This is a genomic window from Brenneria alni, from assembly GCF_003666245.1.
In the GTDB taxonomy this organism is placed as follows: Bacteria; Pseudomonadota; Gammaproteobacteria; order Enterobacterales; family Enterobacteriaceae; genus Brenneria; species Brenneria alni.
Genome location: NZ_MJLZ01000041.1, coordinates 18,101 through 39,025, shown reverse-complemented (window position 1 = coordinate 39,025; position 20,925 = coordinate 18,101). Strand labels below are relative to the sequence as shown.

Below are 20,925 nucleotides of genomic sequence, written 5' to 3'. Positions count from 1 at the left end.
TTTCAGCACCAAAGGGGCATCAGCGCTGGCCAGCAATGTGTCATTATTGTCACCTGGAAGAGAAAAGAAATTTTTGTAAGTAAATAAACGAATAACAATGTAATAACTTTTACGAAACAAACTAACTGATGCTCTAACTAAAAATAAGTGTAGCAGCATTTTATCAAAGCTAAAGGCACCCGAAGGTGCCTCAGACTGCTGACAAAGCTCATTATTAGGGAGGGCGTGCTGAGGGGTCGTAGCGGCGTAAGCCGCCGACAAATTTGCCGGGAGCAAAATTTGAACAGCATTTATGCTGACCCGCAGGATGGGACACAAGGATGTGTCCCATAATGGCCCCTCGGTACGCCAGGCCGTGTATCTCAGGCTTACAGGCTGCTTTGTCAGCAACCTCAGGTGCCTTTAGCCGAAGCGAAAATACCCGGTAATTACTGACCGGAGTCAATCTCGCCAAGCGAGTCTTCAATCGCCGCTGCATTTGGATTTATTTGCGGAGTGATCTGCCCGTCACTGGCCAGGAAATCATGCCGCTGGAAATAGGCTTCACGCACCATCAGGTAAGGGTCGGAAGAATTACGCAACAAACCGTCGGAATCCAGCAATTGCGCCCGCGTTTCCAACCCTTCCAGCATCCATTTCCCCGCCGACATCCAGAATGTCAGGTAGCTCAACGGCGGATAGAGCGTATCAATGAAATCGCCGCCATCCTGACGGATTGTTGCGCTGCCATAGCCAGGCAAGACCACATATGGCCCATACCCCATCCCATAATTACCCAGCGTACTACCGAAACGACGGGGTTCTTCTTTTGCCAGTTTGGGGTTCGCCATTGACGCCACATCAATCAAACCGCCCATTCCCAACAAGGTATTCAGGAAAAAACGGTTGAAGTGCACCATAGCTTTATACGGTTTACCTTCGACAAAATAGTTCACCATCGTCGCAGGCTCAGACAGGTTACCAAAAAAGTTGTTCAGCCCATTACGCGCCGGTGATGGCAGATAGTCTCGCCACACAACAGCCGCCGGTCTTACCAGATAAGGATCCAGCACGTTATAGTTAAAACTGAACATGGAACGGTTAAATCCTTCAAGTGGGTCCGAACGCCCTTCCTGAGACCGATCGCCGTAACTGGCGCAACCCACAAGTAACACACTGGCAAACACCACCCCACTCAGGCGGTAATTCATATCTGTTCTCCCTGATTATATTGCGTTATACCCACCACTGAGAACAAGGCATTCCCGGAATCTCCTCAGTTCATCAGCTTGAGAAGCAAGGGCGGAATATCGGCCAACAGTGTAACATTTTATTGCTCCCCTGCTAACGCTGGCTTGCGCATTCCTGTCTTTTCAGATACTTACCAGACTATTCTCAATATCTTTTCAAATGACAGAAACGCAGATAGTACGTGCAGTGTAACAGGCGGTTTCGACACTCCCCCCTGCTGCATGACAAAATCATAGCATAGGCTCCCCCAAAACCGATGCTACCGCATATTTTGAAAACGGCTACGCTTAAGGCAGTAAAAAGAGAGATAAAGAGAACAGGTATGAACCAGACATCAGCCCGGAACCACACCGAGAGAGAAAGCCCACCGCCCGATGATGAAAAGAATATCGAGGTGGAAAGCGAAGAAAATAGTCAGGGCAAAGACATCGACGTTGAAGAAGCGGCATTACCCTCGCCTGCCGCCGCCATACATGAAGAGATTCGTCAGGAAGGAGAAAAAGAGCTGGAACGGGATGCCATGGCGCTATTCTGGTCGGCTATCGCTGCGGGCCTGTCGATGGGCACGTCATTCATGGCCATCGGTATGCTGCATATGAACCTGGTGGGCGTCCCTGGTGGTTTTTTACTGCAATGCTTTGGTTACACCATTGGCTTTGTAATCGTTATTATGGCCCGCCAACAACTGTTTACCGAAAATACCGTGACGGCAGTGCTTCCCGTCATGCAAAAACCAGCACGCCATAATTTCTATCTGCTATTCCGATTATGGGGACTGGTGCTGGCAGGCAATCTGGTGGGTACGGCGCTTGCCGCGCTGGCGTTCACCTACATGCCTGTGTTTGATGGCGCAACCCGCGACGCGCTGATCGAGCTTTCCATGAAGGTGATGAAAAATTCACCGACAGAAATGTTTGCCAATGCCGTGGTCTCCGGCTGGATTATCGCCACCATGGTCTGGATGATCCCGCACGCCGGTTCAGCCAAAATATGGGTCATCATCATCATGACCTGGATGATCGCATTCAGTAACCTCACACATATTGTCGCCGGCGCCTCAGAAATTTTTTACCTGGTGTTTATCGGTAAAATCGCCTGGCAGGATTTCATCTGGCCTTTTGCTCTGCCGACGCTGGCAGGCAACATTATCGGCGGCACCTTCATTTTCGCCCTGATGAGTCATGCCCAAACCCGTAACGACATGAGTAATCAATCCATGAAAGAAGTGACCGGGCGGGAGAAGAAGATACCGCAGCAAAAAGAGAAAAAAGAAGCCTGATTGCTGACAGTTTAAGCAAACGCACTGTTAAGTGCTTATTCTCAGGGCCAAAATGAGTATAATAGCCCCGCTTTGCGTCCCCATAGTTAAATGGATATAACGAGCCCCTCCTAAGGGCTAGTTGTAGGTTCGATTCCTGCTGGGGACGCCAGAACCCCGTCTATCGAAGTATATCAAAGTCTATTTTCCTCAATTTTTTCAATGAAATGCACTTCAATCACAATCCATTAAATACTGTTTAAATATACAGTAATCCAGCTTGTTTTGTTGGTATAAATGTTGGCATGATAAGTTCGATAATGCAGATGCCATTACTGTGGGAGATTTTCTACGGCTCTCACTGAGGTAAAGGTTAGAGATGCAAAACCTGCTGAAAAGCCCGTCAAACTGACTGACGAACACGGTATGCACCTTTCACGACGAAGAGCGCGATGGATTCCCACCCGGCATCCCCCTAAGGCGATAAGCAAGCGCACGGGCAGAGCTGAAAGCGGCAACATTCCACCCGGTACACGCCTGGTGTCGACGTAAGCATTGACATCAAAAGTTCATATCCCAAAAGGAACCCGCTTATCTTCCACTACAACTCAAGGTATAGCAAAAGAGAATCATTTACCTTTTCTTTGGCTCCACATACCCCCTTCTGATGCGAATTAGTGGGTTCCGATGTCTATCTTTGCAAACCATAACGAGTGAGTACTGAGATGAGCCTGGAAGCCTATCGTGCCTTGATTGATGATATCTGTAACCTTGCTGAAATCCCCCGCAGCGGCGTGCTGTATGAGCGGCCCCATTTTGAGATCGATGGTATCGATTTTTCCCTACCCTACGTCTCGCAGCCAGAGCCAGGTCATGTCCTGATTCACGCTGACCTGGGATTGTTGCACGGTGCGAACCCGGAGAAACAATCATTAGCCCTGCTGGACATGAATTTTCATCTATTCAATGCTCCCTATGGCGCGGTGCTGGCTCGCAACCCCAAGACCGGAAACATTCTACTCATGGGGGCTGCCAACCCTGAGCGCGCTTCAGCGTCCGCGCTATTGTCTGCGCTCGCTGCCTGTGCCGCTTTCGCACATGAATGGCGCGAGTCGATAACCACGAAAGCTGCCCATATGCCGGCAAACGAATCCAACTAAGAGGGTCTGGAATATGCGTATCGACGATATAAAACTCCATTCGCTTACTCATGGTGAGATTTCCACTCAGTCGGAAGCGTCCAGCTCTACATCGGCGCCGACGATTCGTGTCCGGCCATCCGTTAATCCTCCACTGTTAAATGGGCAATACGAACGCCCGACCCCCTCCGTCGCTCCCCGGAGTCAGGCTTTAATCTTGCCGGAACGCCGCCAGGAACTCTTTGATGGCTACCGGTTGAATCTGATGGAGCGGAGCGACGCAGGCACCCCCCGGATCGATGGCGCGCTTCCACGGCTGCTAGGCAGCATACTGGAGGCCAATCCCGGCGCACGTTTCAATGATGCGGCAACGTATTTGCCTGGGATATCACCGCTACCTCGGTTGGCCGATGCCACTTTTGCCGACCAGCTTAATACCATTGCGGCGCGCAGTGGGCCGAATGATCCTCCGGATGTCCAGGACACCGCCCAGGTCTTCGCTGAATTCGCGGGGCAATTGGGCGCCTACCTGGAGTATGCCCATCTGCTGCACGACACCGCGCTACGCGAACCCAACCTCGATCAGGCGGATCGTGCGGACATCCGCCGTAGCCAGACGGCCCTGGCGTCAGCGGCACGTGAAGCGATCCGGGAAGTTCCCGATGCGCTTGAGACAAGCCTGCGCAAGGTTGAGGCCAATCTGGCACTGGTCGAACATGAACTAGCCAACGATAGCCCCTCCAATGAGCGTGTCCAGACACTCCAGACAGAGATCCAGGCCCATAAGCAGACCTTAGCATTCCTGCAAAACGTACTGGCGGACTATCAGACCCGGCCAGAAACCAGTCATCTCTCCACCGTGCGTGCTCACCTTGATCTGCAAGATGTTCAGGAACGTCTGGCCAAGCCGATAGGAACGGTCGATAGAAGTAAGATCATTATAGGTTCGGCCATCAGTCAGGGAGTCCAGACATTCCTGCACTTGGGAGAGGTGAGATCCTGGATGAACGTCATCGCCGACAATCATATCTCCCGATCCGACGCCCTGGGCGTTCTAGGGCGGGCAGGGCTGTCCGGCAGCGTCACAGGATTGGCGCACGAGGCAATCGGCGGATTTATGAAACCGGTTATCGAAAGCGGTTTGCAGGCGATAGGGATCCCCACGCTCAAGCCCGTCAAGGCCGATGCCATTGTACCCAAACCCTTACATTCGGCGGTGGGCGAATACGGCGAGATGTTGCAAAAATCATCACAAGCTCTGGCTGACGAAAAGGCCCAGGTGGATCAGGAACATCTGCGGGTGAGCAACAAACAACTGCGCAGCGATACCGTTCTGGCGCTGGGGGATACGATAGCCTATATACCGCGTAGCGCTATCCAGACGCTGCGCCAGGGCCTTGAAGATCTCGGTGGTTTTAATCTGGATACGCCACATGTTCTCTCATCATTCTCGGCCATCGGCTCTGGCATGGCAGGCGCTGCCAAGGCGGCAGTGCAACTTAAGACCACCTATACCGACCCTCAAGGACGGACATTCCATACTTTCGAGCCACAAAGAACATCCCAGACGAGTCTCCCCCATAAACTCAAACAGAGCCTGGATATCACGCAAGCAAAGGTGCGCAGCAATTTCTACAGCAAAATGGCATCGGGAGTACAGGCCGCGACCCTAAGCGGAATAGTGCCTAAAACGTCGGATTCGGAACCGATCAATGGCGCTCAACGTGCTAAAAACGCGTTGCTCAGTATGGCCGGACCGGTCGCCTATCTCTCCTCCATCTATGCCAATCAGGCGGTTCCTTCGGAGATCAAGGCGCATAAGGGAAAGATTGAACCGGGAGACCGTCTGGCTAACGCAGCGTTCAACATCGCGGCACAGAATCGGCCTCATCTGCCCCGTGCAACCGGTGCGGACAGTTACCTACGCCCGCTGGAGAACACCTATCACGCGCTGCGGGGGGTATTACAGGTTGCCCCCCAGGCCACCACCGAGGCGCTGAATCTGCTGGATCGCGGCGTGACCGAGGTCGTGCGACGGACTGCCGCCGCCGTGAAGAGCAACGAGCCGCCATCGAGCCAGACCGTTGATGACCAGCCGACTTCATCCACTCCCCCCCAGGCGCCCGGCTCTCACCCATAGCCAGCGGTTTGAAACGCACTGAATACCATCATGGATGTGTACTGTAAACAGCTCAGGCAGGTGCCTGAGCTGCTATTAACGTCAGGCAAACTTTATCCAACGCTTCGCCAATACGCTCTTTTTTAAATAAATTTTAACGCATTTCATCCGGGCCGCATGCTACATTCGTTGTGTGGCAACCCGTGGTTATGGTGCGAGGCATCACCGGAGCATGGACATGTTCCGCTATTAATGAAGGCCACGTGCCGTGGTGATGTTTTCATTCCCGGCCTTATTGTCCGGCCAGCATTAACATTGACCACAGTTCGTCACACTCCTCATTACATGATGAAAGGAAATCACTCATGGCAAATTCAGCATTTGAAAAGAAACTGTTAATCGAACGTCGCCTGCTACTTAAAGGGGCGCTAGGCGCGGCATTTATCGGTGTCGTCGGCACAGGCAGAGCGGCGTCCGATACGGGCAGCGCTCAGTCGACCGCAGACAGCGCAACCGCTGCGGAACGTACCTTTGTTCATCCGGGGCTGCTGCATACCGAAGAAGATTTTACGCGGATGAAAGCCGGGGTGGATGCGGCTGAACAGCCCTGGCTGGACGGCTGGAACACGCTCCTGGCGAACGGATATTCACAATTGGGAACCGATCCGCGGCCATTAGCCACCGTAGTGCGCGGCGGCGACGGCAGCAATTTCGCCCAGTTATACATCGATATTCAGCGTACTTATCAGTTGGCTGTGCGCTGGAAGGTGTCAGGCGATACCCAATATGCGGATCAGGCGGTGGTGTTCCTCAACGCCTGGTCGTCAACCTTAGAGACGCTCACCGGCAATGCCGATCGTTATCTGGCTGCTGGCATCTACGGGTATCAGTTCGCCAATGCCGGCGAGATAATGCGCACCTATCCGGGGTGGGCGGCGGCGGATTTCGAGCGCTTCCAGAACATGATACTGAATGTGTTCTACCCCCATTGCAGCAGGTTCCTGGTTGAGCACAATGACGCGGTCATTACCAACTATTGGGCGAACTGGGATCAGGCCTCCCTCGCCTGCATATTGGCGACCGGTATCCTGTGCGACCGTCAGGACATCTACCAGGAAGCATTGGATTATTACAAGTATGGGCAGGGTAACGGCGCAGCGCTGCAAGCCGTATACCACGTGCATCCGGGCAATCTTGGGCAGTGGCAGGAGAGCGGGCGCGATCAGGGACATTGTACGCTGGGCATCGGTCTCGCGGGGGTGTTCTGCGAAATGGCCTGGAATCAGGGCGATGACATGTACGGCTACGACAATAACCGCTTCCTGGCCGGGGCGGAATATGTCGCCAAATCAAACCTGACCGATCCCGACGGAAACTTCTACCCGGTGCCCTGGTTGGATTATCGTAATAAACACGGGCTGGCTACCGGCCTGTCGACCGCCGGTCAGGGCCATGTGCGCCCCGTATGGGAGTCTGTTTACAACCACTACGTCAAACGGCGTGGTCTGGCCGCGCCTTACGTACAGAAACAAGTCGAGTCACTGTACCCGGAAGGTAATCTCAGCAACGGCGATCAGTTGGGATACGGAACATTGCTGTTCTCACGTGAACTCGAAGCCAACGACCTGAAGCCCTCTGGCGTAACCGCCTATCTGCGCGGCGATAAAATCGAACTCTCCTGGTGGGGTGTAGCGAACGCCGACAGCTATACCGTCAAGCGCTCGGCATCAGGCAGCGATTCGTTCGTCATCGTAGCCAGCGACATCCGTGATGTTCTGACCTATTCCGACACCGATATCGCTGGCGCCGCCAGCTACGATTATGTGATCACCGCCGTCACCAACGGCATTGAAGGCGCATCATCCGATGCGGTCAGGATCAGTGTGCAACCTGAATTACTGCTGCATCTTACTTTCGATGAAGCAAGCGGGACGGAGGCTTATGACAGAACCGAAAGCTGGGCCGCCAGCACGTTGGTTAATGGCGCGGCATGGGCGACAGGCCGGACTGGCGGCGGAGTGTCGCTGGATGGCGTTGATAACTATATCCGCATACCTGAAGGCACAACCTCAAGCCTTGCCGATTTTACTATTGCCACCAATTTCTACGCAGAGGAGGCAAAAACATGGTCGCGGGTTTTTGACTTCGGTTCCGGGCAACGCCGCTGGATGATGCTTACGCTTGCCGGCAACAGCGGCAATCCGGTTTTCAGTATTACCACCATTCATGACTACAATGCGCAAAAGGTCGATGCCGATAGCCCATTCCCCCTCAATCAGTGGGTACATGTTGCCGTCACGCTGTCCGGCAACGTCTGTACGCTCTATATCAACGGCGCGGCAGTCGGCAGCAATTCGGAATTCTCTCTGGCGCCTTATCATCTGGGCGCCGCCACGGACTCGTTCCTCGGTCGTTCGCAGTATTCGGCGGATCCCTATACCAGAGGGCGCTATGATGACTTCAGGATTTGGCATGGCGCACTAAGCGCGGAAAGAATTGCGGAGTTGAACGCGATAGCAAGCCGTTCGTCTGCCGGTTAACCGCCGACGGAAAGCGCCTCGGCGTACAGGGCTTGCGCAGCCCGGACGTTCGCCGATACGCGCTCAGGCTCGATACCGGGGAGGCTACACGCCTCCCCTCTGTTTTCCGGCATACTCTGCACGGCAGAAGAAAAACAATAACCAGCCAGGTCAGATGACATGCGCGCCGCTTTCAGCCAGCAATAAACAACCGGCGCGGCGTCTGAGTCAGGCGGACATGGCCCTGCTCGGTAACGGCAATGGTTTCACTGAATGCCAGCCCTTCGGCATAAATATACATGTGAAATACCATTCCCGGCTTCAGACGCCACTCGGCGTTGGGTAAAAACACCCGGCTAAAATCGCTGGTATGAGGTGTAGAAAGTGAATAATATCCCAAAGAATATCCCGTGATACTGACATAGTCTTGCCGCAGTCCGGCAGCCAGCACCGCATCACGAACCAATCCATCGATATCGCTGGCAATTGCGCCTGGCTGCATGGCCGCAAACTGTGTGTCCTGAATGGCAATCAACTGTTCTGCCAATATTTTCTGCTGGGAAGAGGCTTGACCAATCACGATAGGACGCATTAATCGGGCACTGTAGCCACGCTTAAAAGCCACAAGCTCCGTATGCAGAATATTTCCAGACGCTAATGGGCGATTGTGTAAATTACCATGCAGGAAGCTATTTCCTACGCCGAGGGTAATAATTCCACAGCGGTGTGAATCCAGTCCATTCTGCATAAACACCTGATGAACAACGGTTGCAGCCTCACGCTCGGTTTTGCCTATCCCGGTATCAGCTAAAACCGTAGAAAATGCCAAATCATTAACCCTTGCCGCCTCACGGATGTAGCCAATCTCCTGTGGCGTTTTGCACTCCCGTAACAGATCCAGTACGCCGGAGAAATCGCGAAAAGGCTGAGAAGGAAGGCTGCTTTGCAAGCGATTAAAACGATTCACCGTCATACAATAAGAATCAAAATCTACGCCAATGTTCAGTTTATCCCAGCCACGTTCAATAACCGTGCTAATAATTACCGCTATGGGGTCTTGCCAGTCAGCAAAGGTCACGGTATCGGTTATCCAACTGTTTTCCTTAAAGGTGTGCTCGTCCATAGCCCGGAAGATCATCACCGGGTTACCTTCCAGCGGTAATAAACAGGCCCGGTACATATTTTCGGAAATGCCAAACCCTGTGAGGTAAAATAAAAATTCCGTTTGGTCAATCAATAATAGACTAATGTCTTTAGCTCGCATATAAGAGCGAATATTTTCTACTCGCTGATGATATTCTTCCCGTGTAAAGACCAACTCTTGATGACTATTCATATTATTCCCATAAAAATGCACAATATTACTATTGTTGTTTTGTTATAAAATTGGCAGCCAGTAGAGTGACAACGGTAATCAGAACTAACAATACACTTACTGCCGCAATAGTCGGATCGAGTTGAAACTGCACGCTGTTCCATATTCGTACAGATAGTGTTTGTGCTGTATTGCCAGCCATAAACATCGCAATTAATAATTCATCAAAAGAACTGAGAAAAGAGAAAATAGCGGCAGATATCATACCTGGGGCAGCAAGTGGAAAGGTAATTCGCCAAAATACGGTAAAACTGCCAGCGCCAAGACTCATGGCCGCATACTCAAGTTGGCCGTCTATTCCCTGCAAGGTGGAGGAAATAATAATCGTCGCCACAGGTAATGAAATTATCGTATGGCCGATGATAATCGCACTCATACTCGTAAATATATCGACAGCCGAAAAGAAAAAGAATAGTGAAAGCGCCGATATAATATTAGGCACGATCATAGGCAGTAATACCAGCACATAGATAATTTTCTTACCGGTAAAACGAAAGCGAACCAATGCTATCGCCATAAACAGGCTTAATATCATCGCCAGAATGGTCGCCATAATAGCAATACGAAAACTCAGCCACAGCGAATCCAGCCAGTCGGCATTTGTCAGTACTTTTTCCATCCAGCGCAGGGAAAATCCGTCGGGAGGAAAAGTCAGGTGGGCTGTCTGACTAAACGCCAGGGGGAAAATAATGATGATTGGCAACGCCAGAAATAGAAGCACCCCTATCGCCATCATCCACGAAAACAATCCCGGCCTGATTGTATTCATGATTTTGCCTCAAACAACCGCTCTAACCCACTCAGCCGCTGATAAAGCCAAAATAGCAATAATGTACAGACCAGCAGAACAGAAGACAGCGCCGAGCCGAATCCCCAATCAAAATAGGTCTCTATCTGGCTTTCGATCACCATCGAAATCATGGTCTGCTGTGGGCCGCCCATCAGTGCAGGCGTAATAAAAAAACCCAGAGACAGAATGAATACCAGCAACCCGCCTGCCGCCACCCCTGGTAACGAGAGGGGAACAACAATCCGCCAAAAGGCCCGGCGGCGCGAAGCCCCCAGGCTTTCTGCGGCACTCAGTAAACCGAGATCGATCCCGCGCATCACGCTGTACAGCGCCAGAATCATATATGGCAGCAGAATATAGGTCATGCCAATCAACACGCCGGTTGAGGTATACATCAGCTTTAGCGGTTCGGTGAGTAGACCAATGGCGATCAAAAGTTGGTTCACGATACCTTCAGTTCCCAATAACACCATCCAGGCATAGGTACGCACCAGCACGCTGGTAAAATAAGGGATAATCACCACAATCAGAAAGATATTCGCCGTGCGGGGCTTCAGCCTTGCCAGCACCCAGGCCAGTGGATAGCCCAGCAACAGTGTGCTTAACGTCACCCACAGCGAAATACGCAGGGTGATCCACAATACGTTCAGCCAAACCGGCTCATGGATAATGCGCAGATAGTGTTGCCAGGTAAAATCCGGGCTGTAGACGCTAACACTCAGCATATTTATCAACGGGTAGATAAAGAACACCAGCAAGGCCAGCAGCGACGGCGCCAACAGCAACCAGGGCTTCCAGTTACGCCGAGACGGGATCGACATACTCATTATTGCCCATGTTCCCCGGCAATAAACCACAGGCTCTCCGCCTGCCAGCCAAGCGAGATAGCCAGACCGGGGGTTATTGCCTTTTCCAGATCAATATTCTGGGCCTGAACCAGTAACTCAGTACCGTCATTAATCTGCACGGCCACTTTCACCGTATGCCCCAAATACAACACATCTCTTACCACGGCGTTTACCGGCAACTGACCTGCCGACGCCAGACGAATTTTCTCTGGTCGTAATACCGCGAATACACGCTGCCCGCATGTCAGATGCTTGACTCCCTGCCCGCTTACCCGTTCGCCGCTATCCAGCCTGACGTCATATCCCGTGGCATGAATCCCATCAATATAACCGCCAATAAAATTTGATTGCCCGATAAATTCGGCGACCCAGCGGCTTTCCGGCTTTTCATATAAGGATTTCGGGGTGTCAATTTGCGCAATCCGACCATCCTGCATTACCGCAACCCGATCGGAAAGCGTGAGTGCTTCCTCTTGATCGTGGGTAACAAACAGGACAGTAGAACCACATGACGTATGCAGGCGTTTTAATTCCAATTGCATATGCTCGCGTAGTTTTTTGTCCAGCGCCCCCAGCGGTTCGTCCATTAACAGGGCCTGCGGCTCGAAAATCAACGCCCTTGCCAAAGCAATTCGCTGTTGCTGCCCGCCGGATAACTCGCGTGGCAGCCGGTGGCCTTTGTCAGCCAGTTGCACCATATCCAGGGCATCCGCCACTTTTTGCCTGATGACTTTTCCTGCTACACCGCGCATTTCCAGCGGAAATGCCAGATTGCGGAAGACGGAGAGATGCGGGAATAAGGCATAATTCTGAAACACCACGCCCAAATTGCGTTTACCGGGCGGGAGATCCGTCACATCCTGACCGCCGATCAGGATCCGGCCTTTGGTTGGGGCGGTAAAACCCCCGACCATCATTAATGTGGTGGTTTTCCCCGACCCGCTGGCGCCCAGCAGGGTGACAAACTCCCCCGGTTCGACAGTCAGAGTCAGATTATCTACTGCTACCGTCTGGCCAAAACGCCGGGTAATACCTTGTATGCGCATTTCCGTTCCCACATTGCGAGAACGGAATGACAAGCTGGCAATACCCATCAAGACTGACCCAAGATCCACGGCTGCCAGACTTTACCTACCTGTTCCAGATTATCCGACCACCACTGCGCATTCTGCACAAAAGAACGTGAGAAATACGCCGGATTCGAGGGCAGTTTCACTAAATCTTCCGGCCGCACAAAATCAAAGGCTTTTTTATTGGTCGGGCCATAGGCAATATACTGAGTGAGCTTGGCCTGAACCTCTGGCTGCAGGGCAAAATCGATAAGCAACTGAGCATTTTCAGGGTTTGGCGCGCCTTTAACCACGCTCCAGTATTGCACCTGCTGTTTTGCCTGATTCCACTCAATGGCCAGTGGCGCGCCTTGATCAATTAATGCCTGCGCTCTGCCATTCCAGATACCGCCTAATACCGCATCTTTGCGCTCCAGCAACTGTGCGGAAACTGCACCGGTGTCCCACCATTTTGAAACATGAGGTTTAATTTTGTTCAGAGAGGCTAAAGCGCGCTCGATATTGATAGGGTAGATCTGCGATTTATCAACACCGTCAGCCAGCAGGGCAAACTCCAGTTCTGCTGAACCAGAACGCATATCCGCTAATGTCCGGGGGCCAGGAAAACGAGTGGCATCCCAAAACTCCGCCCAGGTTTTAGGGTGAGATCCCACGCTAAAAATATCGGTGTTGTAAGCGATGACAGTGGCAAACAACAGATTACCAACCATATTCGGCTGGCGAAGTTCTGGCAAAACATCATTCGGATCACAGAATTTCATTGCCGAATAATTAATCGGAACTAACGCTCCAGCTTTATCCAAATTGATTTGCGCGACATCAGCTAAATCCAAAACATCAATACTAACCTGCCCGGATTTTACCATTGCCAATATTTGAGCCGCCGTAGATGGCTGAATCTTTACATTAATGCCGGTTGAAGCAGTAAAAGGCTTATAAATAGCGATCTCCATCGCTTCCTGATAAGCGCCGCCTAATCCGCGGACAATCACCTCCTGGCTTCCTTTGGCAAAGACTGAAGGAACAGAAAAAGCACCCAGCGCTACTCCGGCACTGATAATGGAGCTTTGTTTTATCAAACGGCGACGTGTGGTATCTATATCAGCTACCACCGAGTCCTGAATTGTAGGAAATATCCCTTCTTTTTTATTACTCATACTCATTGTCCTTTATAATAGATAACGAAAAAATTCCTTTCTGGTATAAATAATATATTAACAACAAATACTACTTTTTATTAAATCTTTTATTTATAAGTGTTTCCCTGGTGTTGTCATTTTTCCAATGACCAAGCAATTCCCATATTTTATCTGACTGCCGTAATTTTTCTTTTACTCTTTCTTCATCCAGAACCACCATTTGAGACATTAACCAGTCCGCCATAATCAGCGTTCCAGCTTGTGACCACCAAGCCACGGGTGACGTGCTCCGTACAATATAAAGCGCTTCATCAGACTCTTGTACTAAGGGTGAAGTCGGTCGATCGGTCAACGCGACAACATAGGCTCCCTGAATGCGGGCAAGATGCATCATTTCAACGGTATAAGGAATATAACGCTCATAACCGATGCCGATAAAAACATCTTCCTCACTTACGTGCCTTATACGATCGGCTACATCGCCATGCCCAATGTCAAATATTTCCGCATTTTTCAGCACATTAAGCTGCATTGTTAGATAGGCAGCCATCGCATGCGTTGTACCATGCGCCGTAACCCATATACGCCTAGCCGATACCAACTTGTCGGCAATACGAACAACGGTTTCTGATTGATTTAACTCCGCAGTTTGATCCATTAACAAACTGCCATTTGCAAACACCTGCTTTTTTAATTCAGACTCGCTGGACGGCATTGGTGCCCATTGAAATGTTCCGCTCGCGCCCGTTTTTTCAATCAGCGCTTCTCCCAAATCTTCACGCAGATGGGTATAACCACGATAACCTAATGCACGGGAAAACCGGATTATCGCTGCATCACTGACACTTATTGCATTAGCTAACTGCTTGGCCGTCATAAACGCCACGCGTTCCTTATTACTTTCAATATAACGAGCAATCAGTTGCTGCGCCGGAGTCAGACTTGAAAAACGTTCACTAACCAGCGTTGTGAAATCCATATAAAGCCTCAAGTGGTTCAGCCACTACAGTAAAATACAAATATGTTGTGTTTGCAACACTAAAAATCAAACTCCCCAACAAATACAATAAAATTCCAACAAATCATATAGATAAACTCAATTCATTCACTACGTTTATAGCAAATAACACATTGACATATAAATAGCATGTTAATAATTTAATTAGTGCGCTAATTATTATGTCATAAAAATATAAACCAGATAATATATTTCATTATTATCTGGTTATTCTGATAGCAGAGAGAATCCCATACAAGAGTAGAAGAAAAACGCGAATTGACGAAAAAAAGCGCGTTTTTTCCGTCAGTTGAAAGACTTCGATTATGCAGGCAGGACAATATGACTGTCCGCCAACTGCCCCATATTGTTATACACCGCATAGGCGGCATCGACCAGATGCATGGCGATAGCCGCGCCACTGCCCTCTCCAAGCCGCATTCCCAGTTGCAGATAAGGTTCCAGTTGCAAATGCTGCAACGCAATCGCCGCGCCTTTTTCGGCCGAGAGATGAGAAGGGATCAGATAGTCACGCGCCTGCGGTGCAATCCGGCAGGCAGCCAGTGCGGATGCATAGGATAGGAAACCGTCCAGCACCACGGGTAGCCCGGACGCGGCGGCGCCCAACATGACGCCAGCCATGCCGACCAGATCGAAACCGCCAATTTTGGCCAGCACGTCGATACCATCATTAGCGTCAGGCTGGTTAAACGCAATGGCCTCACGCACCACGGCAACTTTGTGATGCAGCCGATCGCTGGGGAAATTAGCACCAATACCGACCACCTGATGAGGATCGCTGTCGGTTAATACACTGACGATCGCAGCGGCGGGGGTGGTGTTCGCCATACCCAGTTCACCGACACCGAACACCCGCACACCGTCAGCCGCCTGCCGCCTGGTCAGCCGGGCGCAGTCAAGCAGTAAGTCTTCTGCCTGCTGGCGCGTCATTGCGGCCTGGCGGCGAATGTTGCCACTACCGCGCTGAACCTTCATGTTCAACACACCGGGTAAGGGATCGCTGTCGATGCCGACATCCACCACTTTTACCCCTGTACCTGCATTCGCCGCCAGCACACAGACGCCGGTAATCCCTTTGACCATATTGGCCGCCTGAATCGCCGTCACCGCCCGTGGGGAAATCGCCACACCTTCGTCATAAACCCCGTGATCGGCTGCCATCACCATAATCAGTTTGCGTGCAACCTGATGCCCGGACAAACCGCGCATTCCGGCAAGCTGGATAGCCAACTGTTCCAGACGGCCCAGGCTGCCCAGTGGTTTCAATAAGCCGTCAATCCTGACAGCGGCCTGTTGCATGGCCTCGCTATTAAGCGGATCAATCGCGCCAACCAGTTGTGAAAGAGAAGGTTCCAGGTCTATTTGCATCATATTATTCTCGCTGTTCAGCCTGCCAGTGCGTCCGGTGATTAAATGCCCGCAGCGTGACAAATCCATCCTGCACGTCCAGCACGCTGTATGTCCCTTGTTCAAAATGAAAATGCCACATTGCAGCAGGCGGCATTGCCAGCATGGTTGCCAGCAATAAACTCAATACCCCCTGATGCGCGACGATCAGGTGATTATCACTGGTTTTCCGTGTCAGTAATTCCTGAGCAAAATTTCGCACACGCGTTGAAAATGCCGGAAAGGATTCTCCCCCCGTTGGCCGCGCCTGCTGCCAGTCCGCCACCCAGGCCGCCCAGCCGTCAACATCTTCGCGCTGTAAGTCACTATGGTGCCGCATTTCCCAGTCGCCAAAATGCATCTCATTCAGGGTGGCGTCAGCGACAGCCGATATATTCCGGGCAGCCAGCACGATTTCCGCCGTTTGCTTCGCCCGCCATAACGCGCTGCTGATAGCGGAAGAAAAAGCGACATCGGCCAACCAGGCAGAAACCTGCTGAGACTGAGCCACGCCGCTGTCCGTCAGACCGATATCCGTTGCGCCACAAAAAACGCCGCTGAGGTTCGCCTCAGTCTGACCGTGCCTGACCAGGAACAATCGCATGTTTCCCCCTCCCACGTTTTTGGCCTTTCGGTTTTCACCCTCGTCATTTTTTGTCACAGCAGGGCCAGTAAAAACACCAGTTCACCGATTTCTGCCGCCGCGCCAAGCGTGTCGCCGGTTTGACCGCCCAGGCGACGGCGCAGATAAATTCCCATCAGCCAGATGATCATCAGGGTTATGCCTAACGCCAGCAGCGCCGGGACAACGCCCAATAATCCCACCAACAAGACACCCCCTGTTAGCGTCGCCAGCGCTTCCCCCCCGCTAACCCGGCCAATATACAGATTCCCCAGCCCCTTGCCTTCACGGGCGTAACGCTGGCGATACATCAGCAGCACGATGGCGGTTCGTCCGGCTACCGAGGCGGCTGTCAGTATCGCCAGCATGGATGTTCCACGCAGTGCCAGCTCACTGACTACCAGCACTTTGGCCACCACAATAATGATCAGCGCCAGCCCGCCATTGGTGCCAAGCCGGCTGTCGCGCATAATTTCCAGCATTTTCTCGCGCGGGCGGGCGGAAAACACGCCGTCACAGGTGTCTGCCAGACCATCAAGATGGAAAGCGCCGGTAATCAGCGCCAGCGCCAGCACATAGGCCAGCGCAGCCAGCGGTACGCCGCTCCACGGCGCGAGGACAACGAACACCGCGCCAGCCGCGCCCCCCACGATCAAGCCGATAAACGGAAAAACGATAATACCCCGCACGTACTGCCGCATATCCAGCCCCTGCGTCCAGCGTTCAGGCACCGGAATGCGGGTCATAAATTGCAGCGTGGCGAGAAACAAACGCAGACTCATTTGATTTTGACCTCAATCCCCGATACGACCAGATAGACCGACTCGGCGACGGCGGCCAGACGCTGATTCACACGCCCGGCGATATCCCGGAAATGCCGGGCCAGACGATTTTGCGGCACAATTCCCATGCCCAGTTCGTTAGTGACCAGATAGACCGGCGAGGCGCTGCGTGAACAGGCGGCGATCAATTGGTCGATCTGCTGCTGGATAACCGCCTCTATCGCCGGGAAATCCATGTGCTCAGGCGGCGTATCGCCAGCTTGCTCAAACAATAAATGGGTTATCATGGTGGTGATGCATTCAAGGATGACCGCTTCGTCTGCCGCTGTTTTTTCCGCTATCACCACCCCCAGATCGCGATAGCCTTCCCAGGTGCGCCAGTGGGCCGGACGGTTCTCCCGATGTCGCTTCACCCGTTCGGCCATTTCCTCATCAGTCACCTGCGACGTGGCGATATACAGCACGTTCTCACCATGCTGCGCCGCCAGTTTCTCCGCCAGTGAACTTTTGCCGCTCCTTGCGCCACCCGTAATCAAAATCACACCATGCTCCTGTTCAGGGAATGCCCGTTATTTTGCTCGCCATCGGCTGTCATACACTGATAAATCGCTTCAATATCAATGTGCTCCCGCATAGCCGAGGCCAGAATATCGAACTGTTGCTGCTTGTGACGGGCATAATCGACTACCTCGCCGTCGAACGCCGCCAGTCCTTTGCGCTGGCGCAGGGAATCCAGCAGCGCACGGGTAAACTCGCCGTTATCAAACAGACCGTGAATATAGCTGCCGATCACGCTGCCGTCCCGGTTGACGGCGCCGTCACGGCGGTTAACTGGCTGGCCGTTGCTGTCGGTCAGGCAGGCAAACGGCAATGCCTTGTCGCCAAGATGCGATATGCCCATGTGAATCTCATAACCTCTTAGCGATTTACTGGCACTGGCCGCGAGGAGGCCAGGCAGCGCCTCATTGCTGTGGCCGATAACACGTGTGGTCACTTTTTCCGCTGCAAACGCGGTTTCCACATCCAGTAACCCCAGGCCATCCATCTGCGCGACGCCCGACTCCACCCCATCGACAATCCGCCGGCCAAGCATCTGGTAACCGCCACAAATGCCGACAATGGGTATACCGGCCTGATGTTTCGACGATAGCGCACAAGCGAATCCGCTTTGCTGCAACCACTGCAAGTCACTCAGCGTATTTTTACTGCCGGGCAGAATAATCAAATCGGCCCCCGCCAACGCCAACGGATGTGTGGCATAACGCAAGCGTACATCCGGCTGGGCAGCCAGCGGGTTAAAATCGGTGAAATTGGCGATATGCGGTAGCCTTACCACCACAATGTCCAGCACCCTTTCCGCTGCGCCATAACCTTTTGCGGTAATATTGTATTTCCCGCTTTGCAGTGCGACGCCATCCTCATCTTCCAGCTCGATATCCAGCCATGGCATCACCCCGATTACTGGCACGCCGGTCAGTGCTTCAATCTGAACCAACCCTGGCTTAAGCAAAGCGACATCACCGCGAAACTTATTGATGATCACCCCTTTCACCCGCGCTTTCTCATCAGGGCGCAACAGCGCCAGCGTGCCGTAAATAGCCGCGAACACGCCGCCGCGATCGATATCGGCAACCAGCAGAACTGGCGCATCAGCTATAGCTGCCATGCCCATATTGACGATATCCCGATCGCGCAGGTTGATTTCAGCCGGGCTACCCGCCCCTTCCAGCACCATGACGTCATACTCGCGGGCAAGGCTGTGGTAAACCTGATTAATTTGCTGCTGCAACTGCGGCTTATACTGATGATATGCCACCGCATCCATATTGCAGGCCACTTTCCCCATCAGCACCACCTGTGACTTGTGGTCGCTGGTGGGTTTGAGCAATATCGGGTTCATGCGCACGTCAGGCTCAATACCGGCGGCTTCGGCCTGCAATATCTGCGCCCGGCCCATCTCCTCGCCGTGCGGCGTGACGCCAGAGTTCAGCGCCATATTCTGTGATTTAAACGGCGCACAGCGATAACCGTCCTGGGTGAAAATCCGGCACAGCCCGGCAACCAATACGCTTTTGCCTACATCGGAGGCAGTGCCCTGCAACATAATGGACAGGCTCATGGCCGCTCCCCGCTATGCCATTGTCTGTTCACCAAAATGGTGGAGAAATACGGTAACGGCTGATCGTCATCGACCTGATCCAGACGCCGCCAGAGTTGTTCACCGGGCAGAGAGGCATCAGCCATCAGCAGGGCGTGGTCAAACAGATTGAGCCGTGCCAGCAATGCCCGAACGGGCGCGAAACGGCCATAGACTTTCATCAGCACCACGCAGTCATGGGTTTTCAACGCCTGTTCCAGTTCCGCTTGCGGCGCGGTACAGGGCATAATCGCCAGCGACTGCTGTTCCATTGCCAGCGGTAAGCCCGAACAGGCGGCAATCGCGGCAAAGGAGGTGACGCCCGGTACAATTTCCAGCCACGGCTGCCGGCCAATACGCGCCAGCAGGAACACCCAGGTGCTGAACAACATGGCGTCCCCCAGCGTGATAAAACCCACTTGTCTGCCGTTAGCCACCTCGTCCGTCAATTGCCGGGCAATGTCATCCCACACCGCTTCTTTCTCCGCACCATCGGCACTCATCGGGAAATGACAGGTGCGGATCGTCGTTGCGGGTGATAAATACTCTCTGACGATAGACAAAGCCAGACTATCGCCGCCCTTGCGGCCCGCTGGCGCATAAAGCACATCCAGTTTGCCGATAAGCCGGGCTGCGCGTACCGTAATCAAATCACTGGCGCCGGGGCCGACACCCAGTGCGTACAGTCTTCCGATCGTCATGCGGCCTCCTGCTCATCGTGATGCAAGGCGGCGTCAAGATGCTGTACGAACATCTCACGGATCAGCGGGTTTTCTCCCAGCCCTTGCAGCCAGCACTGGGTGGCTATTCCCGCCGCTTCCAGTTGTGATTTCCACGATCCTGCTTCATCCGACGCCATATCATTGATGGCATGATCGCCCGCCACCAGCATCAGCGGCATCAGGTGCACCTTACCAACGCCCTGCTGCTGTAAACGCTGAATAATATGGCCGATTTCAGGATAGCTTTCGACCGCCCCCACCAGCGCGGGAAACTGCTGTGAGGTCATAAGGTGGTCAAGACAGGCGTAAGCGGAAAAAGCGTGATGGCTGGCGCCGTGCCCCATAAACACCACCCGCTCATCGGCGGCAAGCCGCGGCATCTGCCCACGTAACGCGGTCATAATCTGCTGATAGTCAGCAAAACTGCTGAGTAGCGGCGCGCCCAACACCAGCCGCCGGAAGCGGGGCATAAACGCACGCACTTCAGCCGTCACCTTTTCGTACTCATCACCGTTAATCACGTGCAGCGACTGGATCGCCACATCCTGATAGCCCGCCTCCGCCAACCGACTGAGCGCCTGACCGGGGTTATCCACCAGCAAGCCATCACGCTCGCGCAGCTTGCCGATAATCATTTCCGAGGTAAAGGCGCGAAACCGATCCCGATCGGGACAGGCCGCAGCCAGACGCTGTTCACAGGCATCAATATTTTTTTGCCGGGTTTGCGGGTAGCTGGTGCCAAAGCTGATAATCAGCAGAGCTTTTTTCATT

Annotated in this window: 20 protein-coding genes and 1 tRNA gene; 5 read left to right on the top strand and 16 right to left on the bottom strand. The window is 52.8% G+C overall.

What is annotated here, in order from left to right; genetic code table 11:
• Positions 1-390: hypothetical protein (locus BIY29_RS20405; protein ID WP_205680360.1), on the bottom strand; the 390-nt coding region annotated here is incomplete at its 3' end.
• Between the two features lie 38 nt (positions 391-428).
• Positions 429-1,190, bottom strand: a complete 762-nt coding sequence (mlaA, locus tag BIY29_RS16070) for a phospholipid-binding lipoprotein MlaA (protein WP_121576077.1) — start codon at positions 1,188-1,190, stop codon at positions 429-431.
• A 362-nt stretch (positions 1,191-1,552) separates the two neighbouring features.
• Between mlaA and BIY29_RS16065 the strand changes: the two genes are divergently transcribed.
• From BIY29_RS16065 to BIY29_RS16040, 5 genes are all read left to right on the top strand, one after another.
• On the top strand, positions 1,553-2,509 hold the full coding sequence (locus BIY29_RS16065; protein ID WP_121576076.1) for a formate/nitrite transporter family protein: 957 nt from the start codon (positions 1,553-1,555) through the stop codon (positions 2,507-2,509).
• A 76-nt stretch (positions 2,510-2,585) separates the two neighbouring features.
• A tRNA-Arg gene (locus tag BIY29_RS16060) sits at positions 2,586-2,660 on the top strand.
• A 553-nt stretch (positions 2,661-3,213) separates the two neighbouring features.
• Positions 3,214-3,648 (top strand): CesT family type III secretion system chaperone, encoded by a 435-nt coding sequence (locus BIY29_RS16050; RefSeq protein WP_121576075.1) that lies wholly within the window; start codon positions 3,214-3,216, stop codon positions 3,646-3,648.
• A gap of 13 nt (positions 3,649-3,661) precedes the next feature.
• Positions 3,662-5,767, top strand: a complete 2,106-nt coding sequence (locus BIY29_RS16045) for a hypothetical protein (RefSeq protein WP_147437169.1) — start codon at positions 3,662-3,664, stop codon at positions 5,765-5,767.
• 344 nt (positions 5,768-6,111) lie between these two features.
• Entirely contained in the window at positions 6,112-8,286 is a 2,175-nt protein-coding gene (locus BIY29_RS16040) for a LamG-like jellyroll fold domain-containing protein (RefSeq protein WP_121576073.1), read from the top strand.
• On the opposite strand, the gene BIY29_RS20290 is transcribed toward BIY29_RS16040, so the two are convergent.
• The 14 genes from BIY29_RS20290 to cbiK all read right to left on the bottom strand — a co-directional run bounded on the left by BIY29_RS20290 (position 8,283) and on the right by cbiK (position 20,924).
• Positions 8,283-8,447: a hypothetical protein gene (locus tag BIY29_RS20290; protein WP_170158956.1), complete on the bottom strand. Its 165-nt coding sequence runs from the start codon at positions 8,445-8,447 to the stop codon at positions 8,283-8,285. The genes BIY29_RS16040 and BIY29_RS20290 overlap by 4 nt on opposite strands.
• Positions 8,448-8,458: 11 nt before the next feature.
• Positions 8,459-9,601, bottom strand: a complete 1,143-nt coding sequence (locus BIY29_RS16035) for a M24 family metallopeptidase (RefSeq protein WP_121576072.1) — start codon at positions 9,599-9,601, stop codon at positions 8,459-8,461.
• 28 nt (positions 9,602-9,629) lie between these two features.
• Positions 9,630-10,409 carry an ABC transporter permease gene (locus BIY29_RS16030; RefSeq protein ID WP_121576071.1) on the bottom strand — a complete coding sequence of 260 codons (780 nt, stop codon included), beginning with the start codon at positions 10,407-10,409 and terminating at the stop codon, positions 9,630-9,632.
• Positions 10,406-11,257 carry an ABC transporter permease gene (locus tag BIY29_RS16025; protein WP_121576070.1) on the bottom strand — a complete coding sequence of 284 codons (852 nt, stop codon included), beginning with the start codon at positions 11,255-11,257 and terminating at the stop codon, positions 10,406-10,408. Before BIY29_RS16025 ends, BIY29_RS16030 begins: the two co-directional genes overlap by 4 nt.
• Positions 11,257-12,372, bottom strand: coding sequence for an ABC transporter ATP-binding protein (locus BIY29_RS16020; protein ID WP_121576069.1), 1,116 nt, complete (start codon positions 12,370-12,372; stop codon positions 11,257-11,259). Before BIY29_RS16020 ends, BIY29_RS16025 begins: the two co-directional genes overlap by 1 nt.
• On the bottom strand, positions 12,372-13,505 hold the full coding sequence (locus tag BIY29_RS16015) for an ABC transporter substrate-binding protein (protein ID WP_121576068.1): 1,134 nt from the start codon (positions 13,503-13,505) through the stop codon (positions 12,372-12,374). Before BIY29_RS16015 ends, BIY29_RS16020 begins: the two co-directional genes overlap by 1 nt.
• A gap of 70 nt (positions 13,506-13,575) precedes the next feature.
• Positions 13,576-14,466, bottom strand: coding sequence for a MurR/RpiR family transcriptional regulator (locus BIY29_RS16010; protein WP_121576067.1), 891 nt, complete (start codon positions 14,464-14,466; stop codon positions 13,576-13,578).
• Positions 14,467-14,808: 342 nt separating this feature from the next.
• Positions 14,809-15,873 carry a nicotinate-nucleotide--dimethylbenzimidazole phosphoribosyltransferase gene (cobT, locus tag BIY29_RS16005; RefSeq protein ID WP_121576080.1) on the bottom strand — a complete coding sequence of 355 codons (1,065 nt, stop codon included), beginning with the start codon at positions 15,871-15,873 and terminating at the stop codon, positions 14,809-14,811.
• A gap of 4 nt (positions 15,874-15,877) precedes the next feature.
• Positions 15,878-16,495: an adenosylcobalamin/alpha-ribazole phosphatase gene (locus tag BIY29_RS16000; protein WP_121576066.1), complete on the bottom strand. Its 618-nt coding sequence runs from the start codon at positions 16,493-16,495 to the stop codon at positions 15,878-15,880.
• Positions 16,496-16,548: 53 nt separating this feature from the next.
• Positions 16,549-17,295, bottom strand: a complete 747-nt coding sequence (gene cobS / locus BIY29_RS15995) for an adenosylcobinamide-GDP ribazoletransferase (RefSeq protein ID WP_121576065.1) — start codon at positions 17,293-17,295, stop codon at positions 16,549-16,551.
• Positions 17,292-17,837 (bottom strand): bifunctional adenosylcobinamide kinase/adenosylcobinamide-phosphate guanylyltransferase, encoded by a 546-nt coding sequence (gene cobU, locus BIY29_RS15990; RefSeq protein WP_121576064.1) that lies wholly within the window; start codon positions 17,835-17,837, stop codon positions 17,292-17,294. The genes cobS and cobU overlap by 4 nt, the downstream gene beginning before the upstream one ends.
• Entirely contained in the window at positions 17,834-19,414 is a 1,581-nt protein-coding gene (locus BIY29_RS15985; protein WP_121576063.1) for a cobyric acid synthase, read from the bottom strand. Before BIY29_RS15985 ends, cobU begins: the two co-directional genes overlap by 4 nt.
• The gene (locus tag BIY29_RS15980; RefSeq protein WP_121576062.1) at positions 19,411-20,133 is read right to left on the bottom strand and encodes a cobalt-factor II C(20)-methyltransferase; all 723 of its coding nucleotides are present in this window, start codon (positions 20,131-20,133) and stop codon (positions 19,411-19,413) included. Before BIY29_RS15980 ends, BIY29_RS15985 begins: the two co-directional genes overlap by 4 nt.
• Positions 20,130-20,924: a sirohydrochlorin cobaltochelatase gene (gene cbiK, locus BIY29_RS15975; RefSeq protein ID WP_121576061.1), complete on the bottom strand. Its 795-nt coding sequence runs from the start codon at positions 20,922-20,924 to the stop codon at positions 20,130-20,132. Before cbiK ends, BIY29_RS15980 begins: the two co-directional genes overlap by 4 nt.
• Between the last annotated feature and the right edge of the window lies 1 nt (position 20,925).

Coding starts and splice junctions, on each gene's coding strand:
- BIY29_RS16045 (WP_147437169.1), top strand. CDS start 3,662: ATGCGTATCGACGATATAAAACTCCATTCGCTTACTCATGGTGAGATT.
- BIY29_RS16010 (WP_121576067.1), bottom strand. CDS start 14,466: ATGGATTTCACAACGCTGGTTAGTGAACGTTTTTCAAGTCTGACTCCG.
- BIY29_RS16030 (WP_121576071.1), bottom strand. CDS start 10,409: ATGAATACAATCAGGCCGGGATTGTTTTCGTGGATGATGGCGATAGGG.
- cbiK (WP_121576061.1), bottom strand. CDS start 20,924: ATGAAAAAAGCTCTGCTGATTATCAGCTTTGGCACCAGCTACCCGCAA.
- BIY29_RS20290 (WP_170158956.1), bottom strand. CDS start 8,447: ATGTCATCTGACCTGGCTGGTTATTGTTTTTCTTCTGCCGTGCAGAGT.
- BIY29_RS16000 (WP_121576066.1), bottom strand. CDS start 16,495: ATGCGATTGTTCCTGGTCAGGCACGGTCAGACTGAGGCGAACCTCAGC.
- BIY29_RS15980 (WP_121576062.1), bottom strand. CDS start 20,133: ATGACGATCGGAAGACTGTACGCACTGGGTGTCGGCCCCGGCGCCAGT.
- cobT (WP_121576080.1), bottom strand. CDS start 15,873: ATGCAAATAGACCTGGAACCTTCTCTTTCACAACTGGTTGGCGCGATT.
- BIY29_RS16035 (WP_121576072.1), bottom strand. CDS start 9,601: ATGAATAGTCATCAAGAGTTGGTCTTTACACGGGAAGAATATCATCAG.
- BIY29_RS16065 (WP_121576076.1), top strand. CDS start 1,553: ATGAACCAGACATCAGCCCGGAACCACACCGAGAGAGAAAGCCCACCG.
- cobS (WP_121576065.1), bottom strand. CDS start 17,295: ATGAGTCTGCGTTTGTTTCTCGCCACGCTGCAATTTATGACCCGCATT.
- mlaA (WP_121576077.1), bottom strand. CDS start 1,190: ATGAATTACCGCCTGAGTGGGGTGGTGTTTGCCAGTGTGTTACTTGTG.
- BIY29_RS16015 (WP_121576068.1), bottom strand. CDS start 13,505: ATGAGTAATAAAAAAGAAGGGATATTTCCTACAATTCAGGACTCGGTG.
- BIY29_RS16025 (WP_121576070.1), bottom strand. CDS start 11,257: ATGAGTATGTCGATCCCGTCTCGGCGTAACTGGAAGCCCTGGTTGCTG.
- BIY29_RS15985 (WP_121576063.1), bottom strand. CDS start 19,414: ATGAGCCTGTCCATTATGTTGCAGGGCACTGCCTCCGATGTAGGCAAA.
- BIY29_RS16040 (WP_121576073.1), top strand. CDS start 6,112: ATGGCAAATTCAGCATTTGAAAAGAAACTGTTAATCGAACGTCGCCTG.
- BIY29_RS16050 (WP_121576075.1), top strand. CDS start 3,214: ATGAGCCTGGAAGCCTATCGTGCCTTGATTGATGATATCTGTAACCTT.
- BIY29_RS16020 (WP_121576069.1), bottom strand. CDS start 12,372: ATGGGTATTGCCAGCTTGTCATTCCGTTCTCGCAATGTGGGAACGGAA.